The sequence below is a fragment of the Phaeovulum sp. W22_SRMD_FR3 genome, from assembly GCF_052113705.1.
GTDB lineage: Bacteria > Pseudomonadota > Alphaproteobacteria > Rhodobacterales > Rhodobacteraceae > JBGQOG01.
Genome location: NZ_JBGQOG010000008.1, coordinates 17,454 through 44,385 on the forward strand (window position 1 = coordinate 17,454; position 26,932 = coordinate 44,385).

Below are 26,932 nucleotides of genomic sequence, written 5' to 3' on the forward strand. Positions count from 1 at the left end.
CCCATGACTTCTGTCGAACAGATCGACATTGCCGTGATCGGTGCCGGGCTTGGCGGCGCGGCGGCGGCGGCGCTGCTGCTCAACGCAGGCTTTTCGGTGCATGTGTTCGAACAGGCCCCGGTGTTCAGCCGCCTGGGGGCAGGGATCCACATCGGTCCCAATGTGATGAAGATTTTCCGTGCGATCGGGCTTGAGGACCGGCTGAGCCGGATCGGCTCGCATCCCGATCATTGGTTCTCGCGCGATGGGCTGAGCGGCGATTACCTGTCGAAAATCGAGCTCGGTGATTACGCCAAGCGCGAATACGGCGCGCCCTATATCACCATCCACCGGGGCGATCTGCATGCCGAGCAAATCGCGGCCTTGCCGGAGGAGCGTCTGCATTTCGACCATCGGCTGACCGATATCGTCGAGCGCGACTCGGATGTATTGCTGAGCTTTGCCAATGGCAAAGAGGTCTCGGCCAAGCTGGTGATCGGGGCCGACGGCATCAATTCGATGATCCGCGAAAAGCTGCTCGGGCCGGAGAAACCGCGGTTTTCCGGATGGGTCGGCCACCGGGCGCTGGTCAATATGGACAAGCTGCGCGCCACCGGGCTGGAGTATGAGCGCTGCGTGAAATGGTGGTGGGAGCAGTCGCGCCATATCATGGCCTATGCGACCAAGAATGACGGCTCGGAATATTACTATGTCACCGGCGTGCCGGTGGATGGCTGGACCCACGAGGCCAGCTTTGTCGACAGCTCACGCGAGGAAATGGAGGCGATCTTCGGCGGCTCGCATCCGATGGTGCAGGGGCTGATTGATGCCACGGAAGAGGTCACCAAATGGCCGTTCTGGAACCGCGATCCGATGAGCCTGTGGAGCCGGGGCCGGTTGTGCCTTCTGGGGGATGCTTGCCACCCGATGCGCCCGCATATGGCGCAAGGGGCCTGTATGGCGATTGAGGATGCGGCGGTGTTGACCCGCTGTCTGGTGGCCACGGGGACCACCGATTACCGCACGGCCTTTGCCATCTATGAAAATACCCGGCGGGACCGTGCAACCAAAGTGCAGACAATCTCCAACGCGAATACCTGGCTCAAAGAGCCCGAGGATCCGGCATGGGTCTATGCCTATGATCCGATCAATGCGGCGTTGGCCTGATCCGGTGGCGGCCGGGAAACCGGCCGCGGCCTGAAAACGTGCTGCGCGCCACCCAACGGCAGGTCTATAGCTGATCTGCCGACGGCGCCCGCATATCCATAACTTACTTAACTGACGGGGAAAAAATGTTGCGAAAAATCGCGCTGACACTGACAGCCGTGCTGATCGTGTCCTGTTACGCCGTACCCTATCTCTGGCTGGGCCAGAACGCGACCTGGCAGGGCAGCTTTCTGTTCTGGTGCCTTGCGGGTGTGGGGGTCATCATCCTGAATTTCCTGGCCATGGTCGGGATCGAGGAGGCCGAGCTATGAACACGTCACTGGTTCTCTGGGGCATTGTCATCTACATCGTCCTGTCGCTGATCGTGGCCTATATCTCGCGCAGCGGCAAATCCTCGAGCATGTCGGATTACTTCCTCGGCGATCGCTCGATGGGCGGGTTGATCTCGGCGCTCAGCTACAGTGCCACCACCTATTCCGCCTTCATGATGGTGGGGCTGGCGGGGCTGACCTACAAGGGCGGCGTCGGCGCGCTGGGATTTGAAATCGTCTATTTCGCCGGGGTGTCGCTGGTGGCGATCTTTGGGCCGCGTTTCTGGGCGGTGGGTAAGAGGATCGGCTGCGTGACCCCCTCCGAGATGCTGGGTCAACGCTATGGCAGCCCGTGGGTGGCGCTGGCCGCCGGGGTGACCGGGCTGATCTTTCTCATTCCCTATTCGGCGGTGCAACTCTCGGGCGTTGGCTATCTGCTTTCGGGGATGACGGGGGGCGAGCTGTCCTTTGGCACCGGCATTGTGGTGGCGACGGTGCTGGCGATTTTCTTTGCCTATATCGCCGGGATCCGCTCGGTCATGTGGACCGACAGCCTGCAGGCGCTGGTGATGATCGTCGCTTCGGTGCTGGTCGGCATCTATGTCGTGTCTGAACTCGGTGGTTTCACCGGCATGTTCGCGACCATCAGCGAAACGCGTCCGGAAATGCTGCAAGTGCCGGGGCCGGGGCTGTTCAGCTTCAAGACCTTCCTCGGTCTGACGCTGCCGTGGTTTTTCTTCGCCATCTCGAACCCGCAGGTCAGCCAGCGTCTTTACATGCCGGCCTCGCTGGGGGCTCTGCGCCGGATGCTGATGATCTTCCTCTGCTTTGGGCTGATTTACACCATTGTGTCGGTGATCTGGGGCTTTTCGGCGCTGGTGGCTTTCCCCGATCTGGCCAGCCCGGATCTGGCAACCTCAACGCTGTTGTCTTCGGATTATGTGCCGCCGGTCCTGGGTGTGATCGTGATGGTGGGTATCCTTGCCGCCGCGGTCTCGACCATCGACTCGATCCTGTTGACGCTGTCGTCGATCTTTGCCCGCGATGTCTGGGGCAATCTGACCGGCGACCGTGATGATGCCCGGCAATTGCTGATCGGCAAATTCGTGATCCCGGTGATCTCGCTCTTGGCGATGGGCTTTGCCGCGATGGAGTTCAGCATGATTGCGGTGCTGTCGGTTGCGGCCTCCGCCGGTCTTGTTGTGGTGGTGCCTGCAACCATCGGGGCGTTTTTCTGGCGCGGTGGCACGGCCGCCGGGGCATTGGCCTCAATCATCGGCGGCGTGGTCTTTGTGATCGGCATGTATCTGACCGGCAATTCGCTGTTCGGGCTGAACGCGGGGATTTTGGGCTTCCCGGTGGCCTCGGTGCTGTTTGTCGCGGTCAGCCTGGTGACCCGGCCCGCCCGTGATGAGCGTGCGGATGATTTCATGGCGCCGGTATCCGGGGCTGTGGCGAAAGAGGCAGCTCTGAGAGCCTGACCGCTGGACCCTCAGGTGCAGAGCAGGCGGCGTCCTCCGGCAGGAGGGCGCCGCTTTGCCTTGGGCGTCAGAATCTTTCGTAGCGTTCGGCAGGCTGCGGCGCCTTGAGGGTCTGACAGTTGCACTCCCCCGCTTTTGGCAAAAGCGCCGCGGCCCGCAACGCCAGTTCCGAGGTCAGACGCCCCAGCCGCGGCAGCACGTCATCTTGCAGCAGCGACCCGCGCGAGCGGTCCATGTAGTCGTTGAACCCGGCGGTAACAAAGGCGCAGGGCACGAAACAGGCACCGATCTCCCGGCTGAGCGTGGCTTCAGGTGCAATCGAATGGTTCATCACATCTGCCCCCATCGACCGAAACGCAATCGCTTCGGCCGGGGTGGTCAGGCGCGGGCCATAGGCATGCGCCGCCACCAGCCCCAACTCGATCCCATGCACCCGGCGGCCCTCGGGCCAGATCTGCCGCGCGGTGCTGGCCAGAACTTCGGCGCAAGAGGCGCAGACGATGGCCTTGCCCGAAGCGTCAAAGCGTTGGCGGCCCGGCAGCAGCGAATAGGGGGTTTGGGTCAGTTCAAGGATATCGGCATTGATCACCAGATCGCCGGGCTGGATGGCCTTGTTCAGCGCGCCGATGGTCGAGCAGGCCAGCACTTGCCGCACTCCGGCCTCTTGCAGCACCCAAAAGGCGCGGCGGTGGCAGCTGTGGTCAATCTCATCGCGCGGGTTGCCGTGGGAGTACATGCACAGGGCGCGTTTCGGCGCGCCATCCCCGGTCAGGCTGCCGTCAAATTCCAGCAGTTTCCAGTTGTCAGAGGCCCCCCAGGGCGTCTCGAACGTGAGATCGCGCGCCAGCACGCGAACCCCGTCGAGGGCGATGTCCTCGGGGAAGGCCAGCCCCCAATTGGCCGAGCCGGTGATGAGCGCGAGCCCCACCTGCGGAATGGCACTGGCCCTGATGTCGGGCGATACGGCGGGTTCATGGGTCATGGGAGGGGTCCTTGGATCAGCCCTTCTGGCGGGCATTGAGGATCAGCACGATGCTGATGACAAGCAGCGTCCAGAGGGTGGAAATGGCGGCAATGGTGGGGTCAATCTGATCGCGCAGCGACAGGAACATCAGCTTTGGCAGGGTCGAATTCTCGCCCGATGACACGAAGATCGAAATCACCGCTTCGTCGAGCGAGGCGAGAAAGGCCATCAGGGCCGCGGTCATCAGCGTGAAGCGCAGCTGCGGCAACATGATCTGGCAGAGTGCGCGCGCCCAGCCCGCCCCGAGACTGCGGGCGGCGCTGATCTGCGTCCAGTCAAAGCGCGCCACGGCCGGCAGCAGCACGATGATGGTGACCGGAATCGCCAGCACGACATGGCCGACGATCACCCCGCTCAGGGTGCCGATCAGCCGGAGTTTGGCCAGCACGAAGAAAAGGCCGATGGCGAGCAAAATCCCCGGCACGACGGAGGGCGAGAGCACATAGGTATAAACCGCGCGCGAGGCAAAGCCGCCGACCCGGTTCATCGCCAGACAGGCCAAGAGGCTGACCGGCACCGCGATCAGCGCGGTCATCACCCCGAGGATCAGCGAAGTGCGCAGCGCCGCCATCCAGGCGACCGAGCCGAAAAAGCTCTCGTACCAGCGCAGGGAGAGGGCGCGGGGCGGAAACTCCAGCAGATCAGAGGCCGAGAAAGACAGCGGCACCACGATCAGCGTGGGCAGGATCAGAAAGACCAGCACGAGCGCGGCAAAGATCCACAGGCAGAGCTTCAGGCCCCGGTTTTCAAAGGCGTCCAGCATGTCAGGCTCCTTTGCGCGACAACAGGTGGCGGCTGGCCAGCAGCATGGCGGCGAGCAGCGCGACCAGCAGCAACAGCAAGATCCCCAGCGCCGAGGCGGCGCCCCAGTTCTGGAAGGTGGACATGGTGCGCTCGATCCGGATGGCGATCGGGTTGACCTGTCCGCCGCCGAGCACCGCCGGGGTGATAAAGAAGCCCAATGTGTAGATGAAGACGATCATCGCGCCCGAACGGATGCCACCGGCGGCCAGCGGCAGGACGATACCCAGAAGGGTGCGGGGCAGGCTCGCCCCCATGCTGGCGGCGGCGCGGATCGTGTTGGGGTCAATGTCGCGCAAGGCGGCGTAGGTGGGCAGCACGAAGAGCGGCAGCATGAAATGCACCATGCCGATGAGCGTGCCGGTGAAATTATACACCAGCGCCAGCGGCTGATCGGTGATCCCGCTGCCCATCAGCGCCTGATTGACCAGACCGTCGCGCCGCAGCAGCACCAGCCAGCCATAGGTGCGCACGAGGATCGAGGTCCAGAGCGGCAACATCAGCAGGATCAAGAGCCGATTGGCGATCTTGGTGGGGGCGGAGGCCAGCGCAATCGCCAGCGGCAGCCCCAGAATGATGCAGAGCGCGAGGGTGCCCGCCGAGAGTTCCACCGTGGTCCAGACCGATTTCCAAGTGAGATCACTGGTCAGCAACGTGTTCCAGTTGTTCCAGGTGAAGCTGCCGCGCAGGGTCAGAAAGCTTTGCCGCACGATCCACAGGATCGGCAGCATCGCGCAAAGCCCGACCAGCACCAGCGCGGGCAGCGACATTGACAGAAAGAACAGCTTCTCGCGCCGGGCATCGCGGCGCAGTGCCGCGCGCGACGGATCGGGCGTGGCCGCGCCGGGCAGCGGCATGGTCGTGGCTCTGCTCATGCCGCCACTCCTGCGGCGGCGGCACCCAGCGGGTGCACATGCGCGCCCGGGACATAGGCGCTGAGCGGCTGACCCGGCATCAGACTCTCGCAGCCCGTCGCCCGGCTGGACGGGATCGAGAGCATCACCTCCTGACCCGAGGCCAGCGCCAGATGCACGAGCCAGTTCTCGCCGCGGAACGCCTTGCCGCTCACCGTCCCGTCGAGGCGCAATCCGTCCGGCCCACAGGCGGTAGGGTCGAGGTGGAAACTCTCGGCGCGCACCATCAGGGAGGCGCCGGGTGCGATGACCTGTCCGCCAAGGCCGCTGCAATCCCGGCCGGTCAGGATGTTGGCTTCGCCCATGAAGGCCGCGACGAAACCGGAATCAGGACGGTGATAAATCGTTTGCGGCGCATCGATCTGCTGGATCCGGCCCGCATTCATCACCGCGATCCGGTCGGACATGGTCAGCGCCTCGCGCTGGTCATGGGTGACATAGATGGTGGTGATGCCCAGATCATCATGCAGACGGCGGATTTCAAACTGCATATGCTCGCGCAGGTTCTTGTCCAGCGCCGAGAGCGGCTCGTCCATCAGCATCACCCGCGGCTCATAGACGATGGCGCGGGCGAGGGCGACGCGCTGGCGCTGCCCGCCCGAGAGCGCGGCAATGTCGCGGGCGGCGAAGGCGTCGAGTTTCACCCGCGCCAGCGCCGCCATCGCGCGCTCGCGCACCTCGGCGCGGGGCAGTTTGCGCAGACGCAGGGGGTATTCAACGTTTTCCAGCACGCTCATATGCGGAAACAACGCGTAATTCTGAAAAACGATGCCGATGTCGCGCAGGTTGGGGGCCAGCCGTGTGACATCGCGGTCGCCAATGCGGATCGTGCCTGCCTCGGGGCGGGTGAACCCCGCAAGCGCCATCAGCAAAGTGGTCTTGCCGGAGCCCGAAGGCCCCAGCAAGGTCAGGAATTCGCCCGGCCGGATCGCCAAGGATACATCGTCCAGCGCGACAAAATCGCCGTAGGTCTTGCGCAGGCCGTCGATCTGGATCGGAAGCGGTGCCATGGGTGTCTCCTGTCAGAGGATCCGGTGCCGGATCAGCGGTTGATCATTTCGTCAAAGGCGATTTGGGCGGCTTCGCCATGCGCAACCCACCAATCGGCGTTGGAATAGACCGAGCTGCCGACGTTTTGCGGCGCGGTGGCCAGATCTTTAATCCGGTCATCCGGGATCAGCCCGGTGCCATAGGCCGACTGATTCATCGGGCCGTAGAGGATGTAATCGGTGAGTTTGGCCTCGCGTTCAGGTGTCGTCATCGCGGCGATCAGTTTCATCGCTTCCTCGCGGTGCGGGGCACCTGCGGGCACGGCCAGGCAATCGGTGCCAATCACCGAACCGTCGAACGTATAATCCGCGGCACCACCATCGGCAGCGGCATTGGCAGCACGCCCGTTCCAGGTGATGACCATATCCACTTCGCCATCTTTGAGGATCTGCGTCGATTGCGCGCCCGAGGTCCACCAGATCGCCACATCCGGCTTCAGCATTTCCAGCCGCCCGATGGCGCGCTTCATGCCCTCCTCGGTGGAAAGCACATCATAGACATCGCCCGGCGCAACGCCGTCAGACAAGAGCGCGATTTCCAGCTGATCCTGCGCATTCGCCCGCAGCGCGCGGCGGCCGGGGAATTTGTGGGTATCCCAGAAATCCGCCCAGGTCTTCGGGCCGTTTTCGCCATAGGTTTTGGTGTTCCAGGCCATCACGGTGCCGTAGCTGTCAAACGGATAGCAATAGCCGTTCCTTGCGCCTTCGGGCAGCGCATCCATATCGATGACCGAGGTATCCAGCGGCTCGAGCAGATCCAATGCAGCCGCCTGCGCCGCCTCATTCGAGCCGATATGGATGACATCGGTGCTCACCGAGCCCGACATCACCTGCATGCGCAGCGCGGCCAGACTGTCGCTTTGGGATTCTTCCCGGATTTCATAGCCGAGATCTTGTGCGGCGGGGGCCCACATGGCCTCGCGCAGGGCGGTGCCATAATCACCGCCGGCTGCGGTGATGGTCAGGGTGGGGGACTGCGCCTGCAACGGGGCCGACAAGGCCAGCAGGGCGAGCGCGGAGGACGAGCGAAGGGACAGATTCATACGGACCTCTGTTGGAAGAGCGTTGCGGTGAATGCCGATGATTTCAGCTTTTTGTTCTTTCGTAACGTTACGATTTTCAGATATTGCCGATTCAGGGAAGTAATTTGTTTGTTTGCGTATGATTTTGTCGGAACACCCCTTTCCAATGCCCAAAAATTCATCACATGCTTTGGCGCAGAGGGCTGTGCCTTTCCATTGCCGCCTGCAGGGGTCATGCTGACGCCTGCATTTCTTCCGACCGGAACGTATCATGACCGCCAGCCGCCCCAACCTTCGCCAAATTGCCGACAGCCTTGGCCTGTCGGTAACGACCGTCTCGCGGGCGCTGAAGGACGGGCCGGAGGTGCATCCGCGCACGATCGAACGGGTGAAGGCCATGGCCGAGGCGGCGGGCTATGTGCCCAATATGCATGGATTGGCTCTGCGCACCGGGCGTACCTACGCGATTTCGGCGGTGTTGCCGCTGGAGGCCAAGGCCTATTTGTCTGACATCGCCCGGCTGCCGCTGATCGAGGGGATGACCGTTGCCGCACAAGAGCGGGGATATACGCTCTCGATCACCTCAACACTGCCGGAGGAAGACCCGCTGATTGCCGTGAAACGGGTGGTGCAGCTGCGTGCCTCCGATGGCGTGATCATCACCCGGATGACGGAAGGTGACAGACGCATTCCCTGGCTGCAGCAAAACCGGGTGCCCTTCGTGACCTTCGGGCGCTCGGCCGATGGCGGGCGCCATGCCTATGTCGATGTGGACAATGCGCATATTGCGCGCGAAGCGACGGCCTATCTTTTGGGGCTGGGCCACCGGCGGATTGCGCTGCAGACGCTGTCGCGCCACGACGTGAGCAGCCAGGACCGCCGCGCGGGATATATGGCGGCCTTGCAGGCCGCGGGCATTCCCTATGACGAGGATCTGGTCGGATATGAGGATTTCAGCATGGCCACCAGCCAGCATTCCTTTGTCCGCATGCTAGACCTTCCGGCGCCGCCAACCGCCTTGATCAGCGCGAATGAAATTGGTCTGCTGGGCGCGCTTTCGGCGCTGCGCAACCGGGGGCTTGTCCCGGGACGCGAGGTGGTCATCGTGGCCCGCGATAACACGGGCATGTGCGATTTCCTGTCATTGCCGGTGGTCACCCATTCTGTCGACATGCAGGTTGTCGGCCAAAAGCTGGTGAAGGCGCTGATCTCCGGTATCGAAAATCAGGATGCCGCGCCGGTGCAGAGCGTCCTGCTTCCCAGTGCATTGAGGGGCACCTGAATTTTCATTTCGAAAGGGTGTCGATCGGCAGCCAATATTGCCCCCCCCTGAGGTGTGGCCATCAGGCGCGGTTCTTGAAGCGCCAGAACGCGTTGCCGGATTCGACGATCTCGCGGTGATGCGTTAGGCGGTTGAGCAGCCCCGCTGTAATCTTGGCATCGCCGACGACAGTCGGTCATTCGCCGACGGCAAGGTTCGTCGTGACGATGATGGACGTGCGCCCGCAGAGCTTACTGATCAGGTGGAACAGCAACTGGCCGCCGGCCTGGGCAAGAGGTGGTCTCGTCGCGGTTTGGTGCCGCTCCTTTGATTGCTTAACGCGCAGCAGAGGATATGAGCCATGGGCACAGTCGGGACGGATGACTTTCGCAAGGACGCGGTGCGGATCGCGTTGACCAGCGGGCCGCCAGGGCGTCAGATTGCGGATGATCTTGGGGTCGGCATGTCGACCTTGAACAAGGGGGCAGCGGCGCATCGCGAGACGGATGTCGTGTCGCCCGATGATCGCGACCTTGCACGGGCGAGTGAACGGTTTCGGCGCAAGAACCGTATTCTCAAGGAGGAGAGGGATACCCTAAAAAAGCCACCCAGTTCTGCGCGAGCCAAAAGCCGTGAGGTTCAGCTTCATTGGCGAACAGCGTGGTACTTTCCCGGTCAACCGACTTTGCCAAGTGGTTCGGAGCTGGCGAGCCGGTCCGGCGTGCATGCGACGATGATCACTCAATGGAAACGCGCACTGCTGGACTGAACCGCGCCGGTTTTGCCGGGGGCTCCAGCTGCGGGCCAGGCCAGGCGGGGCTGGACGATAGCATCGTCGGCCACGACACCGGCCTGATCTCGAATGAGGTGGCACCCTGTGGCGGGGTCAAGCAATCCGGCCCGGGGGCGCGAAGGTTCGCATCACGGGATCGATGAATATCTCGCGATGAAATATCCGTGCAGCGCCATCACGCTGTAAAAACCGAGTGCTGCGACACGGCGGCAGCGGTCGCCATGCCAAGTGCGGCCTCCGCCTCCGGACGGGGCTCTGCTCTGGATGAGAGCAACCGTATGATGATTGGGCAGTATTGGGCGACTTTGTATTTTCATATGATTTGATGCTGGAAATCCTATAATCTGCCCGCTATCGCCAGACAGCGGGTCCGTCCATTCGGTGGCGGAAAAGGACAGACAGGAGCAGAGCGTGCGCGGCAAAAGCTTTTTCATCGACGCAGAGGGCGACAGCCTTGCCGACAAAGTTCTGCGCCGGATCCGCTTTGACATCATCACCAACACCCTGAAACCGGGCGACCGGCTGCGGCTGGAACGCTTGCGCGAGACCTATGGGGCCAGCGTCAGCACGCTGCGCGAAATTCTCAACCGGCTGGCGGCGGAACATTTCGTGGTGGCCGAGGGCAATCGCGGGTTTGGCGTCGCGCCAATCAGCCAGCGGGACCTGCGCGACATTTGCGAGATGCGCCTGCTGCTTGAATGTCATGCCCTGCGCCGCTCGATCGAGGTTGGCTCGGTCGATTGGGAGGCGCAGGTGGTCTCATGCCACCACAAACTGCAAACCGCCGAGACGCAACTGATTGGCGGCGACGGGAGTCAGGTGATGAAATGGGTGCAATATGACTGGGATTTCCACCATGCCACCGTCATGGCCTGCGACCGTCCGGTGCTGAGTGCGACCCATTCCAACATCTTCGACCGCTTCATGCGCTATCATCTCTATGTGCTGGATTTCCGCGGCCGCCCCGCCGCGGACGAACATGCCCGCCTGCGTGATCTGGTCGTGGGGCGCGATGTCGAGGCCGCGGTCAGCCTGCTCACCTCGCATGTCATGGCCGGGATGGAGCATATCATCGCCAGCGGCAAGATCCCGGCCTGAGCGGCGGGGCGGGGATCAGGCCGCCGCCTTCTCGGCGACCATGTCGAGCAGCATCTGCACCGCATAGCCATAGCCGCGCGTGCCCGTGCCCGCCATCACCGCCGTCGCCACACCCGACACCAGCGAATGGTGATACATCTCCTCGCGCTTGTGGACATTGGTGATGTGGAACTCAATCAGCGGGTGCGGGTACATCTTCAGCGCATCCATGATTGCCATCGAATAAAAGGTGAAGGCCGCCGGGTTGATGAGCAGCGCACAGGAAAGATCAATCGCCTCATGGATCCAGTTGATCATCTGCTCTTCGGAGTTGGTCTGCCGGAAGACGAGACCGGCAGTCCCGGCGGCCCGGTGGCAGATCTGCTCCACCTCGGCCAAGGTGACATGTCCGTAGATATGCGGCTCGCGCTGGCCAAGGCGGTTCAGGTTGGGGCCGTTCAGGACATAGACGGGTTTGGTCATGTGCATTTATCCGTTGTAACCAAAGAGGCGCGGCAGCCAGAGCGACAGATCCGGCACCAGCGTGATGAGAAACAGCGCCACCAGCAGCGCGGTGAGGAAGGGCAGAATTTCGCGGACGATCTGGCCCAGTGAACAGCCCGAGATCGTGGTCATCACGAAGAGCAACAGCCCATAGGGCGGTGTGATCAGCCCCAGCATGATGTTCACAACACAGACGATGCCGAAATGCACGAGGTCGATGCCCAAAGCCTGCGCCGTCGGGATGAAGACCGGTACGATGACCAGGAGGATCGTCGTGCCCTCCAGCAGGCAGCCCAGCACCAGCAGGATCACATTGACCATCAAGAGGAAGGCGAGCGGCGACAGATCGAACCCAGCCAGCCAGATGCTGAGGCTGGCCGGAATATTCTCGACCGTGACGACATAGTTGAAGACCAGCGCCCCGGCGATCAGCATGCCGATGGAGGCCGTGGTCCGCGCGCTCGACAGCACCGAGTCATAGGCCGATTTCAGCGTCACGCTGCGGTAGAGGATGGCAGATACCAAGAGGGCATAAAGGGCGGCGACAGCGGCGGCCTCGGTCGGCGTTGTCACGCCGCCATAGATGCCCCCCAGCAACACCACCGGCATCATCAGCGCCGGGATGGCGTCAAAGGTGATCTTGGGCAGTTCCCGCAGCGGCACGGGCTTTTCGACCGGGAATTTGCGGCGGCGGGCGGTCGAGAGGATGATGATCACCTGCACGAGGCCCATCAGCAGCCCGGGCACGACCCCGGCCAGAAAGAGATAGCCGATCGAGGCATCTGAGACGAGGGCATAGATCACCATCGGGATCGAGGGCGGGATGATCGGCCCGATGACAGCGGTCGAGGCGGTCAGTGCGGCGGCGAAGGCCGGGGGGTATTTCCCCCCTTCGGTCATCATCCGCTGCATCATCTTGCCGGAGCCCGCGGCATCGGCGATGGCCGAGCCGGACATGCCCGCGAAAATGATCGATTGCGCCACGTTCACAAGAGCAAGCCCGCCGGGAAAGCGCCCGATGAAGGCATTGCAAAAGGCCAGCAGCCGCAGGGTCATGTTCCCCGCATTCATCAGCTCGGCCGCGAGGATGAACAGCGGCACCGCCAGCAGGATATAGCTGGAGAACATGCCGTTGAGCAGCTGTTCGGCGGCCGTGCCCATGTCCGAGCCGCTCATCAGCAGATAGAGGATCGACGAGGCGATCATCGCATGGCCCACCGGCAGACCCAGTAGCGCCAGCAGCACGATGGAGAGAATGGAGGCGGTAAACGGCTCGATCATGCCTCGCCCTCCGCGCCGGCGGAGCGGCTGCCGTCCAAATCACGGCCCCGGATCGCCTGCCAGAGCAGCCACGCATAGCGTACCAGGATCGCCAGGACGAAGAAGATATAGATCGAATAGACCCAATCGTAGCGCAGATCGAGATACGAGGTCTCCTGGATCTTCATGAAGGTCACGAAATCCCAGACGGCGGGCAGGGAATAGCCGTAGAGGAACAGCAGTGCCACGCAGGCGATGATGGTCATGATCCGGCGGATGCGCGGGCTCACCATCGAGATCAGGAAATCAAACCGGATCTCTTCGCGCTCGCGCAGCACGAAGCCCGCCCCCCAGAGCACCAGCCAGAGCCACATGATCGTGGTCAGCTCGGAGGCGCTGCCGCTGGGCAGGTTCAGCAGATAGCGAAACACCACCTGCACGATGAAGGCGGTGAACATCACCGCGAGCATCAGTGCGGCAATATTCTCGGCCCGGCGCCGCAGCCAGAGCCCGATTGTGGCCAGACGTTCCAAATGTGTCACCTTTCAGCCGCCGCACCCACGGGGGGTGCGGCCCGCATGAGAACCGCAGATCAGAGGCTGTTGATACGCTGGAGCATGCCCTCGGGCCAATCCTGCGAGGCATCGGACTCAAGGTACATCTTCTGCGCATGGCTGCGGAACGCTTCGATATCCGGCGTGTTGATGGCGAGGCCCTGTTCCTTGAAGAAACTGACCAGCTCTGCCTCACGCGCGAGGTGCTGTTCTGCGCTCCAGGCCATGGCCTCATTGGCCGCCGTCTGGAAGGCGGTGCGCTGCTCTTCGGTGAAGTCGTTCCAGACCTTGCTGGAGATGACCAGCAGGTCATAGCCGACAAGATGCGAGGTCATCACGATCTGCTTCATCACCTCATAGAACTTCATGTTCTGCACGTTCGGCAGCGGGTTGTCCTGCCCGTCAATCGCGCCGGTCTGCAGTCCGGTATAGACCTCAGCATAGGCCATCGGCGTGGGATTCGCGCCGAGCGAGGCACCGAGGAACTGCCAGGCGTCGCCCCCCGGCATCCGCAGCTTCACGCCTGCCATGTCTTCGGGGGTCTTGATCTCTTTATCGATCCGCAGCCCCAGCTGACGCGTGCCGAAATAGGTCGGCCCGAGAATGTGGATGCCCAGTTTCTCCTGTGCCATGGCGACCATCTCGGCCCCGGCCTCGCTGTTGAAAAAGGCGTTCAGGTGATCGACGTCCCGGAACAGATAGGCCGACGTCAGGATCGAGAATTCCTTGATCTGCGTGGCAATGTCCTGTGGCGCAACATTGCCAATTTCAAGGTTTCCCCGCTGAATCGCAATGATTTCAGTGGTTTGCTTGAACAGATTGCCGCCGTAATAGAGGTCGAGCTGGGCGAAGTCAGCGACGGATGCCGCCAGCTTTTTCATCATCTCCGCGCGAATGTCCTGTTCGGAAAACACCGCCGAGAAGCGTAGTTTTTTCGCATCCTGCGCAAAGGCCGGCAAGCCCGCACCAACGGCGAGGCCTGCAGCGGCCATGCCCCCCAGAAATACCCTGCGGTTCGTCATGAATCCCTCCCTGGATTTCCATATGATTCATAAATCATATGATGATTTAAGCATTCTAAGGTGAATCTTCGCGGCAGGTAAAGCAAAAATCGCGCGGCCTGCGCCACCCTTGGGGGTGCGACAGGGGGTCTTGCACAGGTTTTGCGGAACCTGCGTGGATCTGTGGGGCCGTCGCACCCGGGGCAGGGGGAACGCGCCAAAAGCCAAAGGCATGCGCCACAACCCGGCACATGCCTTTGACGTGATGCGCGCTTTGCGGCGCGCCGCGTGGGTTGGCTCAGACCGTGGCCGGGGTTTTCGTCACGCCCTCGCCACCGGATTTCCGAAAGCGCCGGGAGATCCGTATCGCATCATTCACGCCCTTCAGCTGCCGGGTGCTGCTTTCGGTTCGGGCGAGACTGCCAGGGCCGACGCGGCCCCAGTTGGTCGCGATGACGGCGTTCTGAATGCCCGTCGCCGATCCGGCCCTCATGATGGCCTGGCCGCCGATCAGGGTTGTTCCCCCGTCGAAAATTCTGCCCACAAGGGCTTGCTGCCGCTGACGGCCGCGCTGTTCCACCTCGATCTCTGCATAGCGCGCGTAAGGATTGGAAATGCGGGTGTTCACTGCGCCGCCAGACAGAGCGCAGTCCTCCCACGAGGGCGGCTCCTGGGCTTGGATCAGGCCACGCATACTGCTGGTCGCCGTGACCATATTCGTTGCAGCGCCGCCGCCGCTCACGCAGCCAGAAAGAGAAAGGGCGGCGAAAGACGCCGCAGCAAAGACTTGAAATTTCAACGACGAAATCACCCGGTAATCATCATTATGTAAATTATGTAGGCGAAAGCTCCGCCTCTGCGGCACCGAAGCCTCTGCCGAGGCCACCGCGTGACGCAACACTGAAGTGCCGGGGTTCATAGACCTAGGCCCCAGCCATAGGGCCCGAGGCTCGAGGGCGATTCAGATGGGTGACATGTGTGGAACCCGGATTGGTTGCAGTGCGGGCGTGCACGCCTCTCCGCGTCTCCCGGCGGCCGCCATCGGGAAACGGGCCCGGCAGCGGCGCCGCCTGTGAGTGACAGCTAACTATTGATATAAAAAGGAAATATTTGGTACGAAGCCCCGAATGATCAGCCTGCCCGCGCGGGGCTGGGTAGCAACCGCCTGTCATGGTCAGGTTGAACGGCGCCAGACAATTCCGGCGGTGCCCGTGAAACGGGCATTGACGACCCCGCATTGATATGTGTTATGTGTTATGTATATCAAGTCACGTTGGGGGGAGAACGATGCCAGCGGACCATTTCACCGGCACGCAGGCCACTGCGGTGCCGACTGCCGGCACCAAGACGGCAGAGCTGCGCAGACGCCTTCGCCATGGTGGTATCATCGCGGCCCCCGGTGCGCCGGATGCGCTGAGCGCGCGGCTCATTGCGGCGGCGGGTTTCGAGGCGGTCTACATGACCGGCCTCGGGGCCACGGCCAGCCGCCTTGGAATGCCCGATCTCGGCCTGATGACGCAGACAGAGATGGCCGAGCATGCCCGTGCCATGTGCCGTGCAGTCGCGGTGCCGGTGATTGCCGATGCCGACACCGGCTATGGCGGCCCGCTGAACATTCGCCGCGCCGTGGCCGATTATGTGCAGGCGGACGTGGCGGCGCTGCATCTGGAAGATCAGGTCGCGCCCAAACGCTGCGGTCAGTTGGCCGGGGTGAAAGTGGTGCCCGTCGCAGAAGCCGAAGCACGGCTGCGCGCGGCGCTGGCCGCCCGCGCTGAGTTTGGCGATGTGGTGATCATCGCGCGCACCGACGCCCTGCCCGGCTCGGGCATCGACATCGCGGTCGAGCGTGCCAAGCGCTATGCGGGGCTGGGTGTCGATCTGGTCTTTGTCGATGGCGTGAAAACCGTGGCCGAGGTCGAGGCGATTGCCGCCCGCGTTGAGGGGCCGAAAGTGGTGAGCATTGTCGATGGCACCGATGCCGCGCAGCTCTCGCTGGCCGAGCTGGACCAGATGGGCTTTTCCATGTGCCTCTATGCGGTGACCGGGCTTTTCGCCAGCATGGCCGCGCAAACCGCTGCCTTTGCCGCGCTGCGGGAGACCGGCAGCCTGCCCGCGACGGGCTATGATTACGCCCGTTTCTGCGGCGTGATCGGCCTCGCGCCGCATCAGGATTTCGCGCATCGCTTTGAAACGGAGCCGGAGGCATGAGCGCCCCGGCTGTTGTCCTGATCACCGGCGGCGCGCGCGGCATCGGCTATGCAGTGGCCGAACGCTGTGTCGCGCGCGGCGCGCGGGTGATCCTGTGGGATGTCGATGCCGAGGCCCTGCGCAGCGCCGCCCGTTCACTCGGGCCTCTGGCCTTCGCGCAGCGGGTGGATATTGCCGATGCCCACGCCGTTGAAGCCGCCGAGGCCGCCCTGCCGCATGCGCCGACGCATCTGGTGAACAATGCGGGCATCTTGGGCCGCGCGATGGCCTTTGACGCGATGCAGGCCGAGGAGATCGACCGCGCCCTGGCGATCAACCTGCGCGGCACGCTCCTCGTCACCGCCGCCTTTTTGCGCGCCAAAGCGCCCTGTGACGGGGCCAGCATTCTCAACATGTCCTCGATCGCCGGGATGAACGGCGGGGCCAAGGGCCATGCGGTTTACGGCGCCACCAAGGGCGCGATGCTGGCACTGACCGCCGCCATGGCGCGCGATCTGGCACCGGAATTGCGGGTGAATGCCCTCGCGCCGGGCATCATCGACACCGAGATTCAGACCCAGCTTTTCGCCGACCGCGCGGCGCTGGAGGCCACGACGGCGGGCATTCCGCAGGCGCGTCTGGGCACTGCAGATGAAGTGGCCGAGGCCGCCGAATGGCTGCTTTTTGGCGCGGGGTATGTCAGCGGAGAAACCCTCCGCGTGGCGGGAGGACGCAAATGAAACGCATCGAAGCGGCCTTGTTCCGGCTGATCGACGTGGCGCTGGTCGCCCTGCTCGCCGCGATGACCATGATGGTCTTTTTCAACGTGGTGCTGCGCTATGGCTTTGGCTCTGGCATTGATATCTCAGAAGAAATGTCGCGGTTCTGCTTTGTCTGGCTGATTTTCCTCGGCGCCATGTCCGCCACGCGGCTGAACATGCACATGGGGTTTGACCTTGTGGTTACCTCGGTCGGGCCGGGCATGCGGCGCCTGTTGCTGACCATCGCCAATGCGCTGGTTCTGGGGGTCTGCCTGCTCATTCTCGCGGGGACGCTGATGCAATGGGGGGTGAATGCCACCAATGCCGCCCCCGTCACCGGCATGCCGATGATCTGGGTCTTTGGCATCGCACTGCCCTTCAGCGTGGTGATCGGGATTTTCGCGGCCCTGCGGATGATCGGCTATGCCACCGGGCGCCTCACCGACCTGCCCCGCGCCGTGGGAGAGCTGCACCAATGAGCCTGATCATTTTCCTCGTGACCCTCGGGGCGACGCTCGCCACCGGTGTGCCGGTCGCCTTCGCACTGATCATCTGCGCGGTGACCATGGGCTTTGCGCTCGACATGTTCGACCCGCAGATCATCACCCAACGGCTGATCGTGGGTGCCAACAACTTCTCGCTGCTGGCGATCCCCTTCTTCCTGCTCGCGGGCGAGCTGATGAACGCGGGCGGCATGTCCAAACGCATCATCGCCTTTGCGATGGCCTTCGTCGGCCACCTGCGCGGCGGGCTGGGCGTGGTGGCGATTTTCGCGGCCATCATCCTCGCCTCGCTCTCGGGCTCCGCCGCCGCCGATACCGCGGCGCTGATCTCGATCCTCTTGCCGATGATGCGGCAATCGGGCCATGACGAGGCGCGCTCGGTCGGGCTGATGGCCTCGGGCGGGATCATCGCGCCGATCATTCCGCCCTCGATCGCCTATATCATCTTTGGCGTCGCCACCAATCTCTCGATCAGCCAGCTGTTCATGGCCGGGATCGTGCCCGGTGCGATGATGGGCCTCAGCGCGCTGGCGGTCTGGATCTTCCTTGCCCGGCGCGAGGATGTAGCGCCGATGCCGCGCATTGCCTGGCCCGAGCGCCGCGCAGCCGTGCGCGCTGCTTTGTGGTCGCTGGGTCTGCCCGCGATCATTCTGGGCGGCATCCGTTTCGGCGTCGTCACCCCGACCGAGGCCGCCGTGATCGCCGCCGTCTATGCGCTCTTTGTCGGGATTTTCATCCACCGCGAGCTGAAGCTGAGCGATCTTTTCACCGTCTTCCGCAATGCCGCGCTGACCACTTCGGTGGTGATGCTTCTGGCGGCGGCGGCGCTGGCAACCTCGTGGTTCATCTCGATTGCCGACCTCTCGGGCATCGTGCTCGATCTGGTGGCGCCGCTGGTCGATCACCCGAAAATCCTGCTGCTGGCGATCATGGCACTCGTGCTGGTGATCGGCACCATGCTCGACATGGGCCCGACCATCCTGATCCTCGCGCCTGTGCTGTTGCCGGTGGTGGAACAGGCCGGGATCAACCCGATCTACTTTGGCGTGATCTTTGTGATCAACACCGCCATCGGTCTGGTGACGCCGCCCGTCGGCATCGTGCTCTCGGTCGCCTCCGGGGTCTCGGGCGTGCCGATGCACAAGGTGGCCAAGGGTTCGCTGCCCTTCCTGGCCGCGCAGGTGGGCGTGCTGATCCTGCTCGTCCTCGTGCCGCAACTCGTTCTTTGGCCGCTGGAGTGGCTGAAGTAACCCGCAATCCAACTGATTTTGTATTCCATGGGAGGAAACACGAATGACCAAGACCATCCTGAAGGCCAGCATCCTGGCCCTGATCACCGCCGGTGCCCTCAGCGCGCCCGCACAGGCCGAGATCGGCAAACACACGTTCAAAGTGTCGAACGGCGCGGCACAGGACCATCCGGTTTCCGCCGGGGTTGACGCGATGTCGGCCTGCCTTGAGGCGGGCTCGGACGGCAAGATGAAGCTGCGCGGCTTTTACAACGGCCAGCTCGGCGATGATGCCGAGGCGACGCAATCGGTCCGCTCGGGTTCGATCGACATGGTGGTGACGGGCGCCGCCGCAATTGGCGGGATCGAGCCGGGGATGAGCGCCTTTGAATTGCCCTTCATGTTCGCCTCGGATGCGGAAGTGGATGCGGTGATGACCGGTCCCTATTTCGACCGTCTGGCGGCCAAGATGCCGGAACATGATCTGATCATGCTCTCGATCTGGGAAAACGGCTTTCGCAACGCGACCAATGCCAAGCGCGCGATCAACACGGTTGAGGATTTCAAGGGCCTCAACTTCCGCGTGATGCAGAACCCGATCTTCCTCGACACCTTCCGCCGTCTGGGTGCGAACCCGGTGCCGATGGCCTTTGGCGAGGTGTTCACCGCGCTGGAAACCGGGGCCGTGGACGGGCAGGAAAACCCGCTGCCGCTGATCCAGGCGACCAAGTTCTATGAGGTGCAGAAATACCTGACCCTCACCCGCCACGCCTATTCGCCGACCCCGGTCTTGATGTCGAAGAAGGTCTGGGACGGGCTGAACGCTGAGGAACAGGCGCTTGTACAAAGCTGCGCCACCGAGGCGCGCGGCGCGCAGGTCGCGAAATCGCGCGCGGTGACCACCGAGGCGCTGGAGGAGCTGCAAACCGAAGGCATGGAGGTCAGCGAGCTGTCTCCCGCCGAGATGGACAAGCTGCGCGCCCTGGTGGCGCCGGTCTATGAAGCCAGCATGGAAACCGTCGGCAAAGACAATTTCGACGCGCTCATGGCTGAGCTGAAGAAGGTGCGCGGGAACTGATCCCGCCATCCCCGGCGCGCGGTTTCGCTCTCACCCGCGCGCCGGGACCCCTGTTTCAAGGAACCCCAGATGTCGCTGTCTCCCCTCGCCTCCCCCACCGATACCATCATGGGCGCCGATGCCTGCCTCGCCGCTTTGGCCGCTGAATTTTCGCCTGCCGCGCTGTTGACCGGCGCCGATGTGCCCGCGCGCAATCTGCAGGACACCAGCTATCTGCCCGCCGTGCGCCCGCTGGCCGTAGTCCGTCCGGACAGCGCCGAAGGTGTGGCCACCGCGATGCGGATCTGTGGCGCGCATGGGGTCGCGGTCGTGCCGCAGGGCGGTCTGACCGGTCTCACCGGCGGCGCGCACCCGATTGCGGGCGCGGTGATGATTTCGCTGGAACGCTTCAGCGGCATCGAAGAGCTCGACCCGGCCTCCGCCACGATGACCGTGCGCGCCGGCACGCCGCTGGAGGTGATCCAGAAGGCGGCGGATGAGGCGGGGTTCTTCATCGCGCTCGATCTGGGGGCACGGGGGTCGTGCCAGATCGGCGGCAACCTCTCGACCAATGCGGGCGGCAACCGGGTGATCCGCTACGGCATGGCCAAAGAGATGGTCCTCGGGCTGCAATATGTGCTGCCCGATGGCACGCTGATCACCGGCCTGAACAAGATGCTGAAAAACAACGCGGGCTATGACCTCAAGCAGCTGTTCCTCGGCTCGGAAGGCACCTTGGGCATCATCACCCGCGCCGTGCTGCGGCTGCATCCGAAACCCGGCTGCACCCATGCCGCCCTGTGTGGTGTCGACAGCTACGAGGATGTGGTGAAGCTTTTGGGCGCGGCGCGCCGGGGTCTGGGCCCGATGCTCTCGGCCTTTGAGGTGATGTGGCCCGATTACTGGCAGGTGGCCACGGTCCGGGTCAAAGGCGTGCGCGCGCCGGTGGACGGCGCGCATGCGTTCTACGTGCTGATCGAGATGCAGGGTCTGGATGAGGCCATCGACGGCGCGCGGTTCCAAAGCTGGATCGAAAGTGTGTTTGAGGCGGGGATCATTGCCGATGCCGCCGTGTCGCAAAGCATGGGCGATGTCGGGGCGTTTTGGCGCACCCGCGATGCCTGCGCCGAATTTGGCACCGTGCTTGGGCCGCATTCTGCCTTTGACATCGGCCTGCCGGTAACGGCGATGGATGATTTCGCCAATGCTTGCCGCGCGCGTCTGGCCGCCGAACTGCCCAATATGCTCTCGGTTTACTATGGCCATATCGGCGACGGCAATCTGCATATCGTGGCGCTGTCCGAAGGGGCCGCCGTGCAGCCGATGGCCGAGATCTGCGCCATTGTCTACGATACGGTGCGGGCTTTTGGTGGCACGATTTCGGCCGAACACGGGATTGGCTTGCTGAAAAAACCCTATCTCGGCTACACCCGATCAGCGGAAGAGCTTGCATTAATGGCCCGCCTCAAGGCCGCGCTCGATCCCGCCCATCTACTCAACCCCGGCAAGGTCTTTGACCCTGCAACAGGAGACCGCGCATGACTTCTCTCAAGGCCCGCATTGCGTCGGGCGGTATGATCCCCGCCGCCTGGGCCGAGCTGGGCAATGCCGATGTGGCCGAGATCATGGTCCGCCACGGCTGGAAAACCATCGTCATCGACGGTGAGCATGGCATTGGCGAGGTGGAAACCTGGGTCCATATGGCGCGCGCCATCGAATCCTCGGGCGGTGAGGTGATCCTGCGTCTGCCCGATGGCAATGACACCACGATCAAACGCGCGATCGACCGCGGGTTCCGCGCCTTCATCGTGCCGATGGTCAACAGCGCCGATCAGGCGCGGGCCGTGGTCTCCTCCTTCCTTTATCCCACGCGGGGCCGCCGGGGCTATGCCGCCCCGATCCTGCGCTGCTCGGACTGGGGCGCACGGCCCGGCTATGCCCGCGACGAGGCGCATGGCGAGGTGGTCATCATGCTGCAATGCGAGCATGTGCTGGCCGTTGAGGCTCTGGCCGAGATTGCCGCCGTGCCGGGGATTGACGCGATCTTCCTCGGACCGAACGATCTTGCCGCCTCGGCCGGGCATCTGGAGCGGATGGAGCATCCCGAGGTGCAGGCGCTGCTGGGCCGGATCGAGACGACCTGCGCCGCCGCCAACATGCCGCTGGCCACCGTGCGTGGCGCGGGCCGCGACTGGGCCGATCTGGAGCGGCTGGGCTACCGCCTTGTTATCGGCATCAATGATGTCTCGCTGCTGATCGAGGGCGCGCAGCGTGCCCGGGCTGAGCTGGAAGACCGCGCACCGCAGGCAAAAGCGCCGGGTTACTAAGCGTCCGAACCGGCAATTGGGGCTTCTGCAAACCGGGCCAAGCCAGTATCACGGGTTCAGGGCATTGAGGCGAATGACAGAAACGGGGCGCCCGGCACGGCGCCCCTTGGGATTGAAAATGATCGTTGTTGTGTTGCGCTATCCGACAAAGGCGCCTGATTTGTGCGCCGCTCCGCCCGCCCCCCGGGGCCGGGAGGGCCGGGCATGACCCTCAAGCGGATTTCGCCGCCCCCTTCGCTGGCGCATCTGGTGGCCGGACAGGTCCGCGAGGCGATCATCACCGGCGTGTTGCCTTTGGGCGAGAACATCTCGGAGGATCGGCTGGTGGCGCAATTTGGCGTCTCGCGCACGCCGATCCGCGACGCGATGGCGATCCTGTCGAATGAGGGGCTGGTGGTTGTGCGCCCCAAACGCGGCAGCTTTGTCTTTGAGACCTCACTCGAGGATATCCTGCAGATCTGCGACTATCGCATCGTGCTGGAAACCCAGGCGGTGCGCCGCGCCGTTCAGGTTGCGCGCGCTGATTTCCTCGCCGCCATGCAGGAGGTGCTGGGCTTGATGGACCGCGCCTTTGCGGCCGAAGACCACACCCGCTATGACCTCCTCGACACCGATTTTCACCGTCTGGCCTTTGACCATTGCGCCAACAGCTATTTGCGCGATGCCTATACCCTTGTGGCCGGGCGCATTGCGGCGCTGCGCGCCAATCTGACCGCCGCCCATCACGAACGCCGGGTGCTGTCGCGGCAAGAGCATCACCAGATGCACGGCCATCTCAGCACCGGAGATTTCACGGCCTTTGACGAGATGATCGGCGCGCATGTGCGGCGCACGGGCGATGCCTATATCCTGGCCCTGGCCGAAGGAAAACTGGGCGCATCCGCGCCCTGAGCAGATGCACAGCCAGCAACCTCAGCCTCGGTCCTGATGGCAGATTCTGACCGGAGGCACCTGCGTTCCATGACACTACATGCCGGGGGTCTCGGCAAATGGCCGCGCGTCAAGCGGCAATGCCGGCGCAGGACGTTGGCCGGGCACTGGGAAGACATCACCAGACCCTGAGCCAAAGCAGAGCTGTGCCAGGCCACCCCGCAAATGACCCAGAGCGTCGTAGTCCACACCCACCATCAGACCGCGCTCGCTCATGCAGGAGGCAGTGACAGGGTCTCGGGCGCTCAAGAGCCTCCGGTGGGATAGTGCGCTACAAGATCGCTTTCCGGACCATCTCCCGTTTTTCCTGACTTTGCAGAAAGACAGGCGATCTCTCGCTGTCCAGTTTTGAGTTTGCCCGCGTACAGGACGCCGCCGGATCGCCATCTTCTGTAAATCATACAGGCACTGCAGCAGCCCTCCCCGACGGAACAATCTGAGCGGGAAGTCCCGTTCTCAGCCGTTGCACTGCGGATGGTCGCAGGCCAATGCCGTATCTGCCGCAAGATTCATTTAGTTGATCTTTGTAAATCAATATTGACAAAAGAAAAGAAAAGGCGAGATTGAAGCGCAGAAGAACGGCCCCAAGCAAAAGTGAGTCGATGCCCGACATGCCCGAACATTTCAGCCCCCCTTTCCGCGATTCTGCCTTTGCGCGGCTGGCCGGACTGACAGCGCCCGAGGTGTTGATTCTGGGTGGCGGTGTGAATGGCGTGGCGGCGCTGCGCGACCTTGCGCTGAATGGCGTTTCGGCAGTTCTGCTGGAGCGCGGCGATTTTTGCGCCGGTGCGAGCAGCGCCTCGACCCGGATGGCCCATGGCGGGCTGCGCTATCTGGAGGGCCGTGAGTTCGGTCTGGTCGCTGAATCCGCGCGGGAGCGGAACCTGCTGCTGCGCCATGCGCCGCATCTGGTGCGGCCGCTTGAAATTGTGGTGCCGCTGAATGCCATCCTGCGCGGGATACTGGGTGCGGCGCTGCGGTTCAGTGGCCTCTCGCAGACCTCGGGGACGATGTCCTTGCTCGCGCTGAAGGTGGGCCTCGTGGCCTATGAGCGCTTCGGCGCGGTGGGCCGCGTCTTGCCCGGGCATTCCGTGACCCTGCAGCGCGCGCATTTTCCCGCCGCCCTGCGCCGGGGTACGCGGGCGGTGGTGCGCTACTTTGACGGGCAGATCGACAATCCCGAAGGCCTGATCTTTGAGATGCTGACCGAAGCGGTGGCGGCACATCCTGCCGTGGTGGCGGTGAACCACACAAACTGGTCCTTGCGCCCGGATGGCGCGGTGGAAGTGGCGGCCCCTGACGGGCCATTGCTGCTGCGGCCCAAGGTCATCGTCAATGCCACGGGCGCTTGGATCGATGTGGTCAACGCCCGGCTTGGCCTGCAAACCCGGCATGTGCGCGGTGTCAAAGGCGCACATCTGGTGTTGGACCATCCCGAGTTGCATGCGCGGATGGCGGGCCGTGCGTTCTACTTTGAAGATGCGCGCGGTCGCATGGTCATCTGCCTGCCACTGGCCGAGACCATCCTGATGGGCACCACCGAGATCGAAACCCCTTCGCCCGATGACAGCGCGGTGACCGAGACTGAAATCTGCTATTTGTTGGCCGCCCTCTCAGGTCTGTTCGATGATATCAGCGTCAGCCGGGCGCATCTGGTGTCGGTAACGACCGGCATTCGCCCGCTGCAAAACCGTGGCGGCTCGGCCAACCGCGCGGCGCGCGATCACGCTCTTGCCGAGGATCATTTGCCCGATGGCCGGACCGTTCTGTCGCTGGTTGGCGGTAAATGGACGACGTTCCGGTCCTTTGCCGAACTGAGCACGGACCGCGTGCTGGGCCTGTTGGGCCGCACGCGCCAGATCTCGACACGCGCGCGCGACTATCCCGGCGCGGGGGCACGGGGGACAGATCTGCTGACCCGCCGGTACGGGCGCTTTGCCGCTGAAATTGCGGAGTTTTGTGCCGGTTTTGCGGATCGCCCGCTGATCGGTGCGCCCACCTACACGGCCGGTGAAATCCGTTGGCTGATCCGCCACCGTGCCGCGCGTCATCTGGAGGATCTGGTGCTGCGGCGGACGCAACTGGCCTTGGCCGCGCGGTTGCACCGCAGCACACTCGAGGACATGGCGGGTCTTTTGGCCGATGAATTGGGCAAGGATGCCGCATGGCAGGCGGCTGAACTGGCCCGCGCTCTGGCCGATCCTCGCATTTATGCGCTGCGGCAACCGCCGGAGGAGAGCATCCATGCGTGATCTGGTGCTGGCCATTGATGCGGGCGGCACCGCGGTCAAGGTCTTGCTGCTTGATGCAGCCGGGCAGACGCTGGGTCTGCGGATGGCGGCCGTGGTGACAACCCATCACCCGGACGGCCGGGTGGAGCGCGATGCAGAGGCGTTCTGGCAAGCGACTGCGGCCGCGATCACGGCAGTCCTGGCCGAAGATCCTGCCCGGGCCGGGCGGGTCGCGGCCATCGGTTGCACCGGTTTTGGCAATGGCGGGTTTTTCGTCGATGCCTCGGGGCGCGCCACCCGGCCGGGGATCGTTTCGGTCGATCACCGTGCGCAGCCCCTGGTGACCCGACTGCAGGCCGAGGGGCATGCCGTGGGCATCTCGGCGGTCAGCGGCCAAAAACTCTGGGGCGGGCAAACCCTGATGCAACTCGCCCATCTTGCGGCGGCGGAACCCGAGGTGATGGCACAGACCAGCTGGGTACTGTCGTGCAAGGACTACATCCGGATGTGTCTGACCGGCACCGCCTGCGCCGATGCCACCGATGTCAGCGGCAGCGGGTTGATGGACATGGACAGCGGCGGCTATGCGGCACAGGCTTTTGCGGCCCTGAACATGCCCGAAATAGCCGGGAAAATGCCCCCGATGGTGGAGAATTCGGCGGTTGGCGGCATGGTCAGCGCGGCGGCGGCGGCACAGACCGGCCTGCGGGCGGGCACGCCGGTTGCGGGGTCGATGATGGATGTTGCGGCTTGCGCGCTCGGCGCAGGATCGGTGGGCACCGACCATCTGGTGATGATCGCGGGCACCTGGGCGATCAATTGTCTGGAGATTGCGCGGGGAAGCGCGCTGGGAACCGCCCTGCCTTTGATGAACATGCTGCACCGGGACGGCCAGTGCCAGTTGCTCTGCGAGGGAAGCCCCTCCTCTGCCGCCAATCTGGGCTGGTATCTCACGCGTGGGTTGGGGGGGCGTGTCTCGTTGGCGGAGGCGAACGAGATGGTCGCCACCAGTCCGGTTCAGACCAGACGCTGCCATTTCCTGCCCTATGTCTACGGCGCCGCACCGCGCATGGGCAGCTTTCTGGGGCTGGTGGCCTCGGATGACACCGCGACCATGTTGCAGGCGATTTACGAAGGCGTCGCCTTTCAGCACCGCCGCCATGCCGAAGAGCTGATGGCGCATTTGGCCGGGACAGGACCAAAGGCCATCCGGCTGGCGGGCGGGGCAGCGCGCAGCGGGCCTTGGGCGCAGATCTTCGCGGATATCTGCCAAATGCCGGTCGAGGTTTGCGAAGCCGAAGAGGTTGGCGCGTTGGGGGCGGCGATCTGTGCGGCCGTGGCGGGGGGGCTGCATCCCGATCTGACACAGGCCGTGGCGGCGATGGCCCGTGTGGGGCGCAGATATGCACCCAACCTGGCGCATGCCAGGTTTTATGACGAACGATTTCAGGAATTTCAAAAGCTTGACCAAGGACTACTGGCACTGCCTGCGTGACCTGGAGGCGTCAC

At 63.6% G+C, this 26,932-nt stretch carries 25 protein-coding genes and 3 pseudogenes; 17 read left to right on the forward strand and 11 right to left on the reverse strand.

Annotated elements, in window-relative coordinates; genetic code table 11:
- Positions 1–3 precede the first annotated feature (3 nt).
- The 3 genes from ACEN2S_RS12010 to ACEN2S_RS12020 all read left to right on the forward strand — a co-directional run bounded on the left by ACEN2S_RS12010 (position 4) and on the right by ACEN2S_RS12020 (position 2,938).
- Positions 4–1,146: an FAD-dependent monooxygenase gene (locus ACEN2S_RS12010; protein WP_441866394.1), complete on the forward strand. Its 1,143-nt coding sequence runs from the start codon at positions 4–6 to the stop codon at positions 1,144–1,146.
- Positions 1,147–1,271: 125 nt separating this feature from the next.
- On the forward strand, positions 1,272–1,457 hold the full coding sequence (locus tag ACEN2S_RS12015; RefSeq protein ID WP_441866395.1) for a hypothetical protein: 186 nt from the start codon (positions 1,272–1,274) through the stop codon (positions 1,455–1,457).
- Complete coding sequence (locus ACEN2S_RS12020; RefSeq protein ID WP_441866396.1) at positions 1,454–2,938, forward strand: sodium:solute symporter family protein; 1,485 nt, start codon at positions 1,454–1,456, stop codon at positions 2,936–2,938. The genes ACEN2S_RS12015 and ACEN2S_RS12020 overlap by 4 nt, the downstream gene beginning before the upstream one ends.
- A gap of 67 nt (positions 2,939–3,005) precedes the next feature.
- Here the strand turns inward: ACEN2S_RS12020 and ACEN2S_RS12025 are convergent, their stop codons facing one another.
- Genes ACEN2S_RS12025 through ACEN2S_RS12045 form a run of 5 tightly spaced genes read right to left on the reverse strand, consistent with a single transcriptional unit; the run spans position 3,006 to position 7,769 of the window.
- Positions 3,006–3,920 carry a phosphorylase family protein gene (locus ACEN2S_RS12025; RefSeq protein ID WP_441866397.1) on the reverse strand — a complete coding sequence of 305 codons (915 nt, stop codon included), beginning with the start codon at positions 3,918–3,920 and terminating at the stop codon, positions 3,006–3,008.
- Between the two features lie 16 nt (positions 3,921–3,936).
- On the reverse strand, positions 3,937–4,725 hold the full coding sequence (locus tag ACEN2S_RS12030) for an ABC transporter permease (protein WP_441866398.1): 789 nt from the start codon (positions 4,723–4,725) through the stop codon (positions 3,937–3,939).
- A gap of 1 nt (position 4,726) precedes the next feature.
- Positions 4,727–5,638, reverse strand: coding sequence for an ABC transporter permease (locus ACEN2S_RS12035; RefSeq protein ID WP_441866399.1), 912 nt, complete (start codon positions 5,636–5,638; stop codon positions 4,727–4,729).
- A complete protein-coding gene (locus tag ACEN2S_RS12040) occupies positions 5,635–6,687 on the reverse strand; it encodes an ABC transporter ATP-binding protein (protein WP_441866400.1) in 1,053 nt (350 codons plus the stop codon). Before ACEN2S_RS12040 ends, ACEN2S_RS12035 begins: the two co-directional genes overlap by 4 nt.
- A 32-nt stretch (positions 6,688–6,719) precedes the next feature.
- Positions 6,720–7,769 carry an ABC transporter substrate-binding protein gene (locus tag ACEN2S_RS12045; RefSeq protein ID WP_441866401.1) on the reverse strand — a complete coding sequence of 350 codons (1,050 nt, stop codon included), beginning with the start codon at positions 7,767–7,769 and terminating at the stop codon, positions 6,720–6,722.
- Between the two features lie 250 nt (positions 7,770–8,019).
- On the opposite strand from ACEN2S_RS12045, the gene ACEN2S_RS12050 reads away from it, so the two are divergent.
- Entirely contained in the window at positions 8,020–9,030 is a 1,011-nt protein-coding gene (locus ACEN2S_RS12050; protein WP_441866402.1) for a LacI family DNA-binding transcriptional regulator, read from the forward strand.
- Between the two features lie 61 nt (positions 9,031–9,091).
- Here ACEN2S_RS12050 and ACEN2S_RS12055 read toward each other — a convergent pair.
- Positions 9,092–9,307: pseudogene (locus tag ACEN2S_RS12055) on the reverse strand (ATP-binding protein); the annotation flags it as partial.
- Positions 9,308–9,370: 63 nt separating this feature from the next.
- Here ACEN2S_RS12055 and ACEN2S_RS12060 point away from each other — a divergent pair.
- The 3 genes and pseudogenes from ACEN2S_RS12060 to ACEN2S_RS12070 all read left to right on the forward strand — a co-directional run.
- Positions 9,371–9,743: pseudogene (locus ACEN2S_RS12060) on the forward strand (transposase); the annotation flags it as partial.
- Positions 9,744–9,828: 85 nt separating this feature from the next.
- Positions 9,829–9,988, forward strand: a pseudogene (locus ACEN2S_RS12065) (aldehyde dehydrogenase family protein); the annotation flags it as partial.
- Positions 9,989–10,213: 225 nt separating this feature from the next.
- Positions 10,214–10,900, forward strand: coding sequence for a GntR family transcriptional regulator (locus ACEN2S_RS12070; protein ID WP_441866403.1), 687 nt, complete (start codon positions 10,214–10,216; stop codon positions 10,898–10,900).
- Positions 10,901–10,915: 15 nt separating this feature from the next.
- Here ACEN2S_RS12070 and ACEN2S_RS12075 read toward each other — a convergent pair whose 3' ends face one another.
- The 5 genes from ACEN2S_RS12075 to ACEN2S_RS12095 all read right to left on the reverse strand — a co-directional run bounded on the left by ACEN2S_RS12075 (position 10,916) and on the right by ACEN2S_RS12095 (position 15,117).
- Positions 10,916–11,362 carry a type II 3-dehydroquinate dehydratase gene (locus ACEN2S_RS12075; RefSeq protein WP_441866404.1) on the reverse strand — a complete coding sequence of 149 codons (447 nt, stop codon included), beginning with the start codon at positions 11,360–11,362 and terminating at the stop codon, positions 10,916–10,918.
- A gap of 6 nt (positions 11,363–11,368) precedes the next feature.
- Positions 11,369–12,664 (reverse strand): TRAP transporter large permease, encoded by a 1,296-nt coding sequence (locus ACEN2S_RS12080; RefSeq protein WP_441866405.1) that lies wholly within the window; start codon positions 12,662–12,664, stop codon positions 11,369–11,371.
- Complete coding sequence (locus ACEN2S_RS12085) at positions 12,661–13,185, reverse strand: TRAP transporter small permease (protein ID WP_441866406.1); 525 nt, start codon at positions 13,183–13,185, stop codon at positions 12,661–12,663. The genes ACEN2S_RS12080 and ACEN2S_RS12085 overlap by 4 nt, the downstream gene beginning before the upstream one ends.
- Positions 13,186–13,235: 50 nt before the next feature.
- Positions 13,236–14,219, reverse strand: a complete 984-nt coding sequence (dctP, locus tag ACEN2S_RS12090) for a TRAP transporter substrate-binding protein DctP (protein WP_441866407.1) — start codon at positions 14,217–14,219, stop codon at positions 13,236–13,238.
- A 277-nt stretch (positions 14,220–14,496) separates the two neighbouring features.
- Positions 14,497–15,117, reverse strand: a complete 621-nt coding sequence (locus tag ACEN2S_RS12095) for a hypothetical protein (protein WP_441866408.1) — start codon at positions 15,115–15,117, stop codon at positions 14,497–14,499.
- Between the two features lie 368 nt (positions 15,118–15,485).
- On the opposite strand from ACEN2S_RS12095, the gene ACEN2S_RS12100 reads away from it, so the two are divergent.
- The 10 genes from ACEN2S_RS12100 to ACEN2S_RS12145 all read left to right on the forward strand — a co-directional run bounded on the left by ACEN2S_RS12100 (position 15,486) and on the right by ACEN2S_RS12145 (position 26,918).
- Positions 15,486–16,406, forward strand: coding sequence for an isocitrate lyase/PEP mutase family protein (locus tag ACEN2S_RS12100; protein WP_441866409.1), 921 nt, complete (start codon positions 15,486–15,488; stop codon positions 16,404–16,406).
- Positions 16,403–17,125 carry an SDR family NAD(P)-dependent oxidoreductase gene (locus ACEN2S_RS12105; protein WP_441866410.1) on the forward strand — a complete coding sequence of 241 codons (723 nt, stop codon included), beginning with the start codon at positions 16,403–16,405 and terminating at the stop codon, positions 17,123–17,125. The genes ACEN2S_RS12100 and ACEN2S_RS12105 overlap by 4 nt, the downstream gene beginning before the upstream one ends.
- On the forward strand, positions 17,122–17,625 hold the full coding sequence (locus tag ACEN2S_RS12110) for a TRAP transporter small permease (RefSeq protein ID WP_441866411.1): 504 nt from the start codon (positions 17,122–17,124) through the stop codon (positions 17,623–17,625). Before ACEN2S_RS12105 ends, ACEN2S_RS12110 begins: the two co-directional genes overlap by 4 nt.
- The gene (locus ACEN2S_RS12115; protein ID WP_441866412.1) at positions 17,622–18,899 is read left to right on the forward strand and encodes a TRAP transporter large permease; all 1,278 of its coding nucleotides are present in this window, start codon (positions 17,622–17,624) and stop codon (positions 18,897–18,899) included. Before ACEN2S_RS12110 ends, ACEN2S_RS12115 begins: the two co-directional genes overlap by 4 nt.
- 43 nt (positions 18,900–18,942) lie before the next feature.
- Positions 18,943–19,956: a TRAP transporter substrate-binding protein DctP gene (dctP, locus tag ACEN2S_RS12120; protein ID WP_441866413.1), complete on the forward strand. Its 1,014-nt coding sequence runs from the start codon at positions 18,943–18,945 to the stop codon at positions 19,954–19,956.
- A 69-nt stretch (positions 19,957–20,025) separates the two neighbouring features.
- The gene (locus ACEN2S_RS12125) at positions 20,026–21,477 is read left to right on the forward strand and encodes an FAD-binding oxidoreductase (protein WP_441866414.1); all 1,452 of its coding nucleotides are present in this window, start codon (positions 20,026–20,028) and stop codon (positions 21,475–21,477) included.
- Positions 21,474–22,262: an HpcH/HpaI aldolase family protein gene (locus ACEN2S_RS12130; RefSeq protein WP_441866415.1), complete on the forward strand. Its 789-nt coding sequence runs from the start codon at positions 21,474–21,476 to the stop codon at positions 22,260–22,262. The genes ACEN2S_RS12125 and ACEN2S_RS12130 overlap by 4 nt, the downstream gene beginning before the upstream one ends.
- 204 nt (positions 22,263–22,466) lie before the next feature.
- Positions 22,467–23,153, forward strand: a complete 687-nt coding sequence (locus ACEN2S_RS12135; protein WP_441866416.1) for a GntR family transcriptional regulator — start codon at positions 22,467–22,469, stop codon at positions 23,151–23,153.
- A 641-nt stretch (positions 23,154–23,794) separates the two neighbouring features.
- Complete coding sequence (locus tag ACEN2S_RS12140; RefSeq protein ID WP_441866417.1) at positions 23,795–25,444, forward strand: glycerol-3-phosphate dehydrogenase/oxidase; 1,650 nt, start codon at positions 23,795–23,797, stop codon at positions 25,442–25,444.
- Complete coding sequence (locus ACEN2S_RS12145) at positions 25,437–26,918, forward strand: FGGY-family carbohydrate kinase (RefSeq protein WP_441866418.1); 1,482 nt, start codon at positions 25,437–25,439, stop codon at positions 26,916–26,918. Before ACEN2S_RS12140 ends, ACEN2S_RS12145 begins: the two co-directional genes overlap by 8 nt.
- Positions 26,919–26,932 lie beyond the last annotated feature (14 nt).

Coding starts and splice junctions, on each gene's coding strand:
- ACEN2S_RS12010 (WP_441866394.1), top strand. CDS start 4: ATGACTTCTGTCGAACAGATCGACATTGCCGTGATCGGTGCCGGGCTT.
- ACEN2S_RS12015 (WP_441866395.1), top strand. CDS start 1,272: ATGTTGCGAAAAATCGCGCTGACACTGACAGCCGTGCTGATCGTGTCC.
- ACEN2S_RS12020 (WP_441866396.1), top strand. CDS start 1,454: ATGAACACGTCACTGGTTCTCTGGGGCATTGTCATCTACATCGTCCTG.
- ACEN2S_RS12025 (WP_441866397.1), bottom strand. CDS start 3,920: ATGACCCATGAACCCGCCGTATCGCCCGACATCAGGGCCAGTGCCATT.
- ACEN2S_RS12030 (WP_441866398.1), bottom strand. CDS start 4,725: ATGCTGGACGCCTTTGAAAACCGGGGCCTGAAGCTCTGCCTGTGGATC.
- ACEN2S_RS12035 (WP_441866399.1), bottom strand. CDS start 5,638: ATGAGCAGAGCCACGACCATGCCGCTGCCCGGCGCGGCCACGCCCGAT.
- ACEN2S_RS12040 (WP_441866400.1), bottom strand. CDS start 6,687: ATGGCACCGCTTCCGATCCAGATCGACGGCCTGCGCAAGACCTACGGC.
- ACEN2S_RS12045 (WP_441866401.1), bottom strand. CDS start 7,769: ATGAATCTGTCCCTTCGCTCGTCCTCCGCGCTCGCCCTGCTGGCCTTG.
- ACEN2S_RS12050 (WP_441866402.1), top strand. CDS start 8,020: ATGACCGCCAGCCGCCCCAACCTTCGCCAAATTGCCGACAGCCTTGGC.
- ACEN2S_RS12075 (WP_441866404.1), bottom strand. CDS start 11,362: ATGACCAAACCCGTCTATGTCCTGAACGGCCCCAACCTGAACCGCCTT.
- ACEN2S_RS12080 (WP_441866405.1), bottom strand. CDS start 12,664: ATGATCGAGCCGTTTACCGCCTCCATTCTCTCCATCGTGCTGCTGGCG.
- dctP (WP_441866407.1), bottom strand. CDS start 14,219: ATGACGAACCGCAGGGTATTTCTGGGGGGCATGGCCGCTGCAGGCCTC.
- ACEN2S_RS12095 (WP_441866408.1), bottom strand. CDS start 15,117: ATGAACCCCGGCACTTCAGTGTTGCGTCACGCGGTGGCCTCGGCAGAG.
- ACEN2S_RS12100 (WP_441866409.1), top strand. CDS start 15,486: ATGCCAGCGGACCATTTCACCGGCACGCAGGCCACTGCGGTGCCGACT.
- ACEN2S_RS12105 (WP_441866410.1), top strand. CDS start 16,403: ATGAGCGCCCCGGCTGTTGTCCTGATCACCGGCGGCGCGCGCGGCATC.
- ACEN2S_RS12110 (WP_441866411.1), top strand. CDS start 17,122: ATGAAACGCATCGAAGCGGCCTTGTTCCGGCTGATCGACGTGGCGCTG.
- ACEN2S_RS12115 (WP_441866412.1), top strand. CDS start 17,622: ATGAGCCTGATCATTTTCCTCGTGACCCTCGGGGCGACGCTCGCCACC.
- dctP (WP_441866413.1), top strand. CDS start 18,943: ATGACCAAGACCATCCTGAAGGCCAGCATCCTGGCCCTGATCACCGCC.
- ACEN2S_RS12125 (WP_441866414.1), top strand. CDS start 20,026: ATGTCGCTGTCTCCCCTCGCCTCCCCCACCGATACCATCATGGGCGCC.
- ACEN2S_RS12130 (WP_441866415.1), top strand. CDS start 21,474: ATGACTTCTCTCAAGGCCCGCATTGCGTCGGGCGGTATGATCCCCGCC.
- ACEN2S_RS12135 (WP_441866416.1), top strand. CDS start 22,467: ATGACCCTCAAGCGGATTTCGCCGCCCCCTTCGCTGGCGCATCTGGTG.
- ACEN2S_RS12140 (WP_441866417.1), top strand. CDS start 23,795: ATGCCCGACATGCCCGAACATTTCAGCCCCCCTTTCCGCGATTCTGCC.
- ACEN2S_RS12145 (WP_441866418.1), top strand. CDS start 25,437: ATGCGTGATCTGGTGCTGGCCATTGATGCGGGCGGCACCGCGGTCAAG.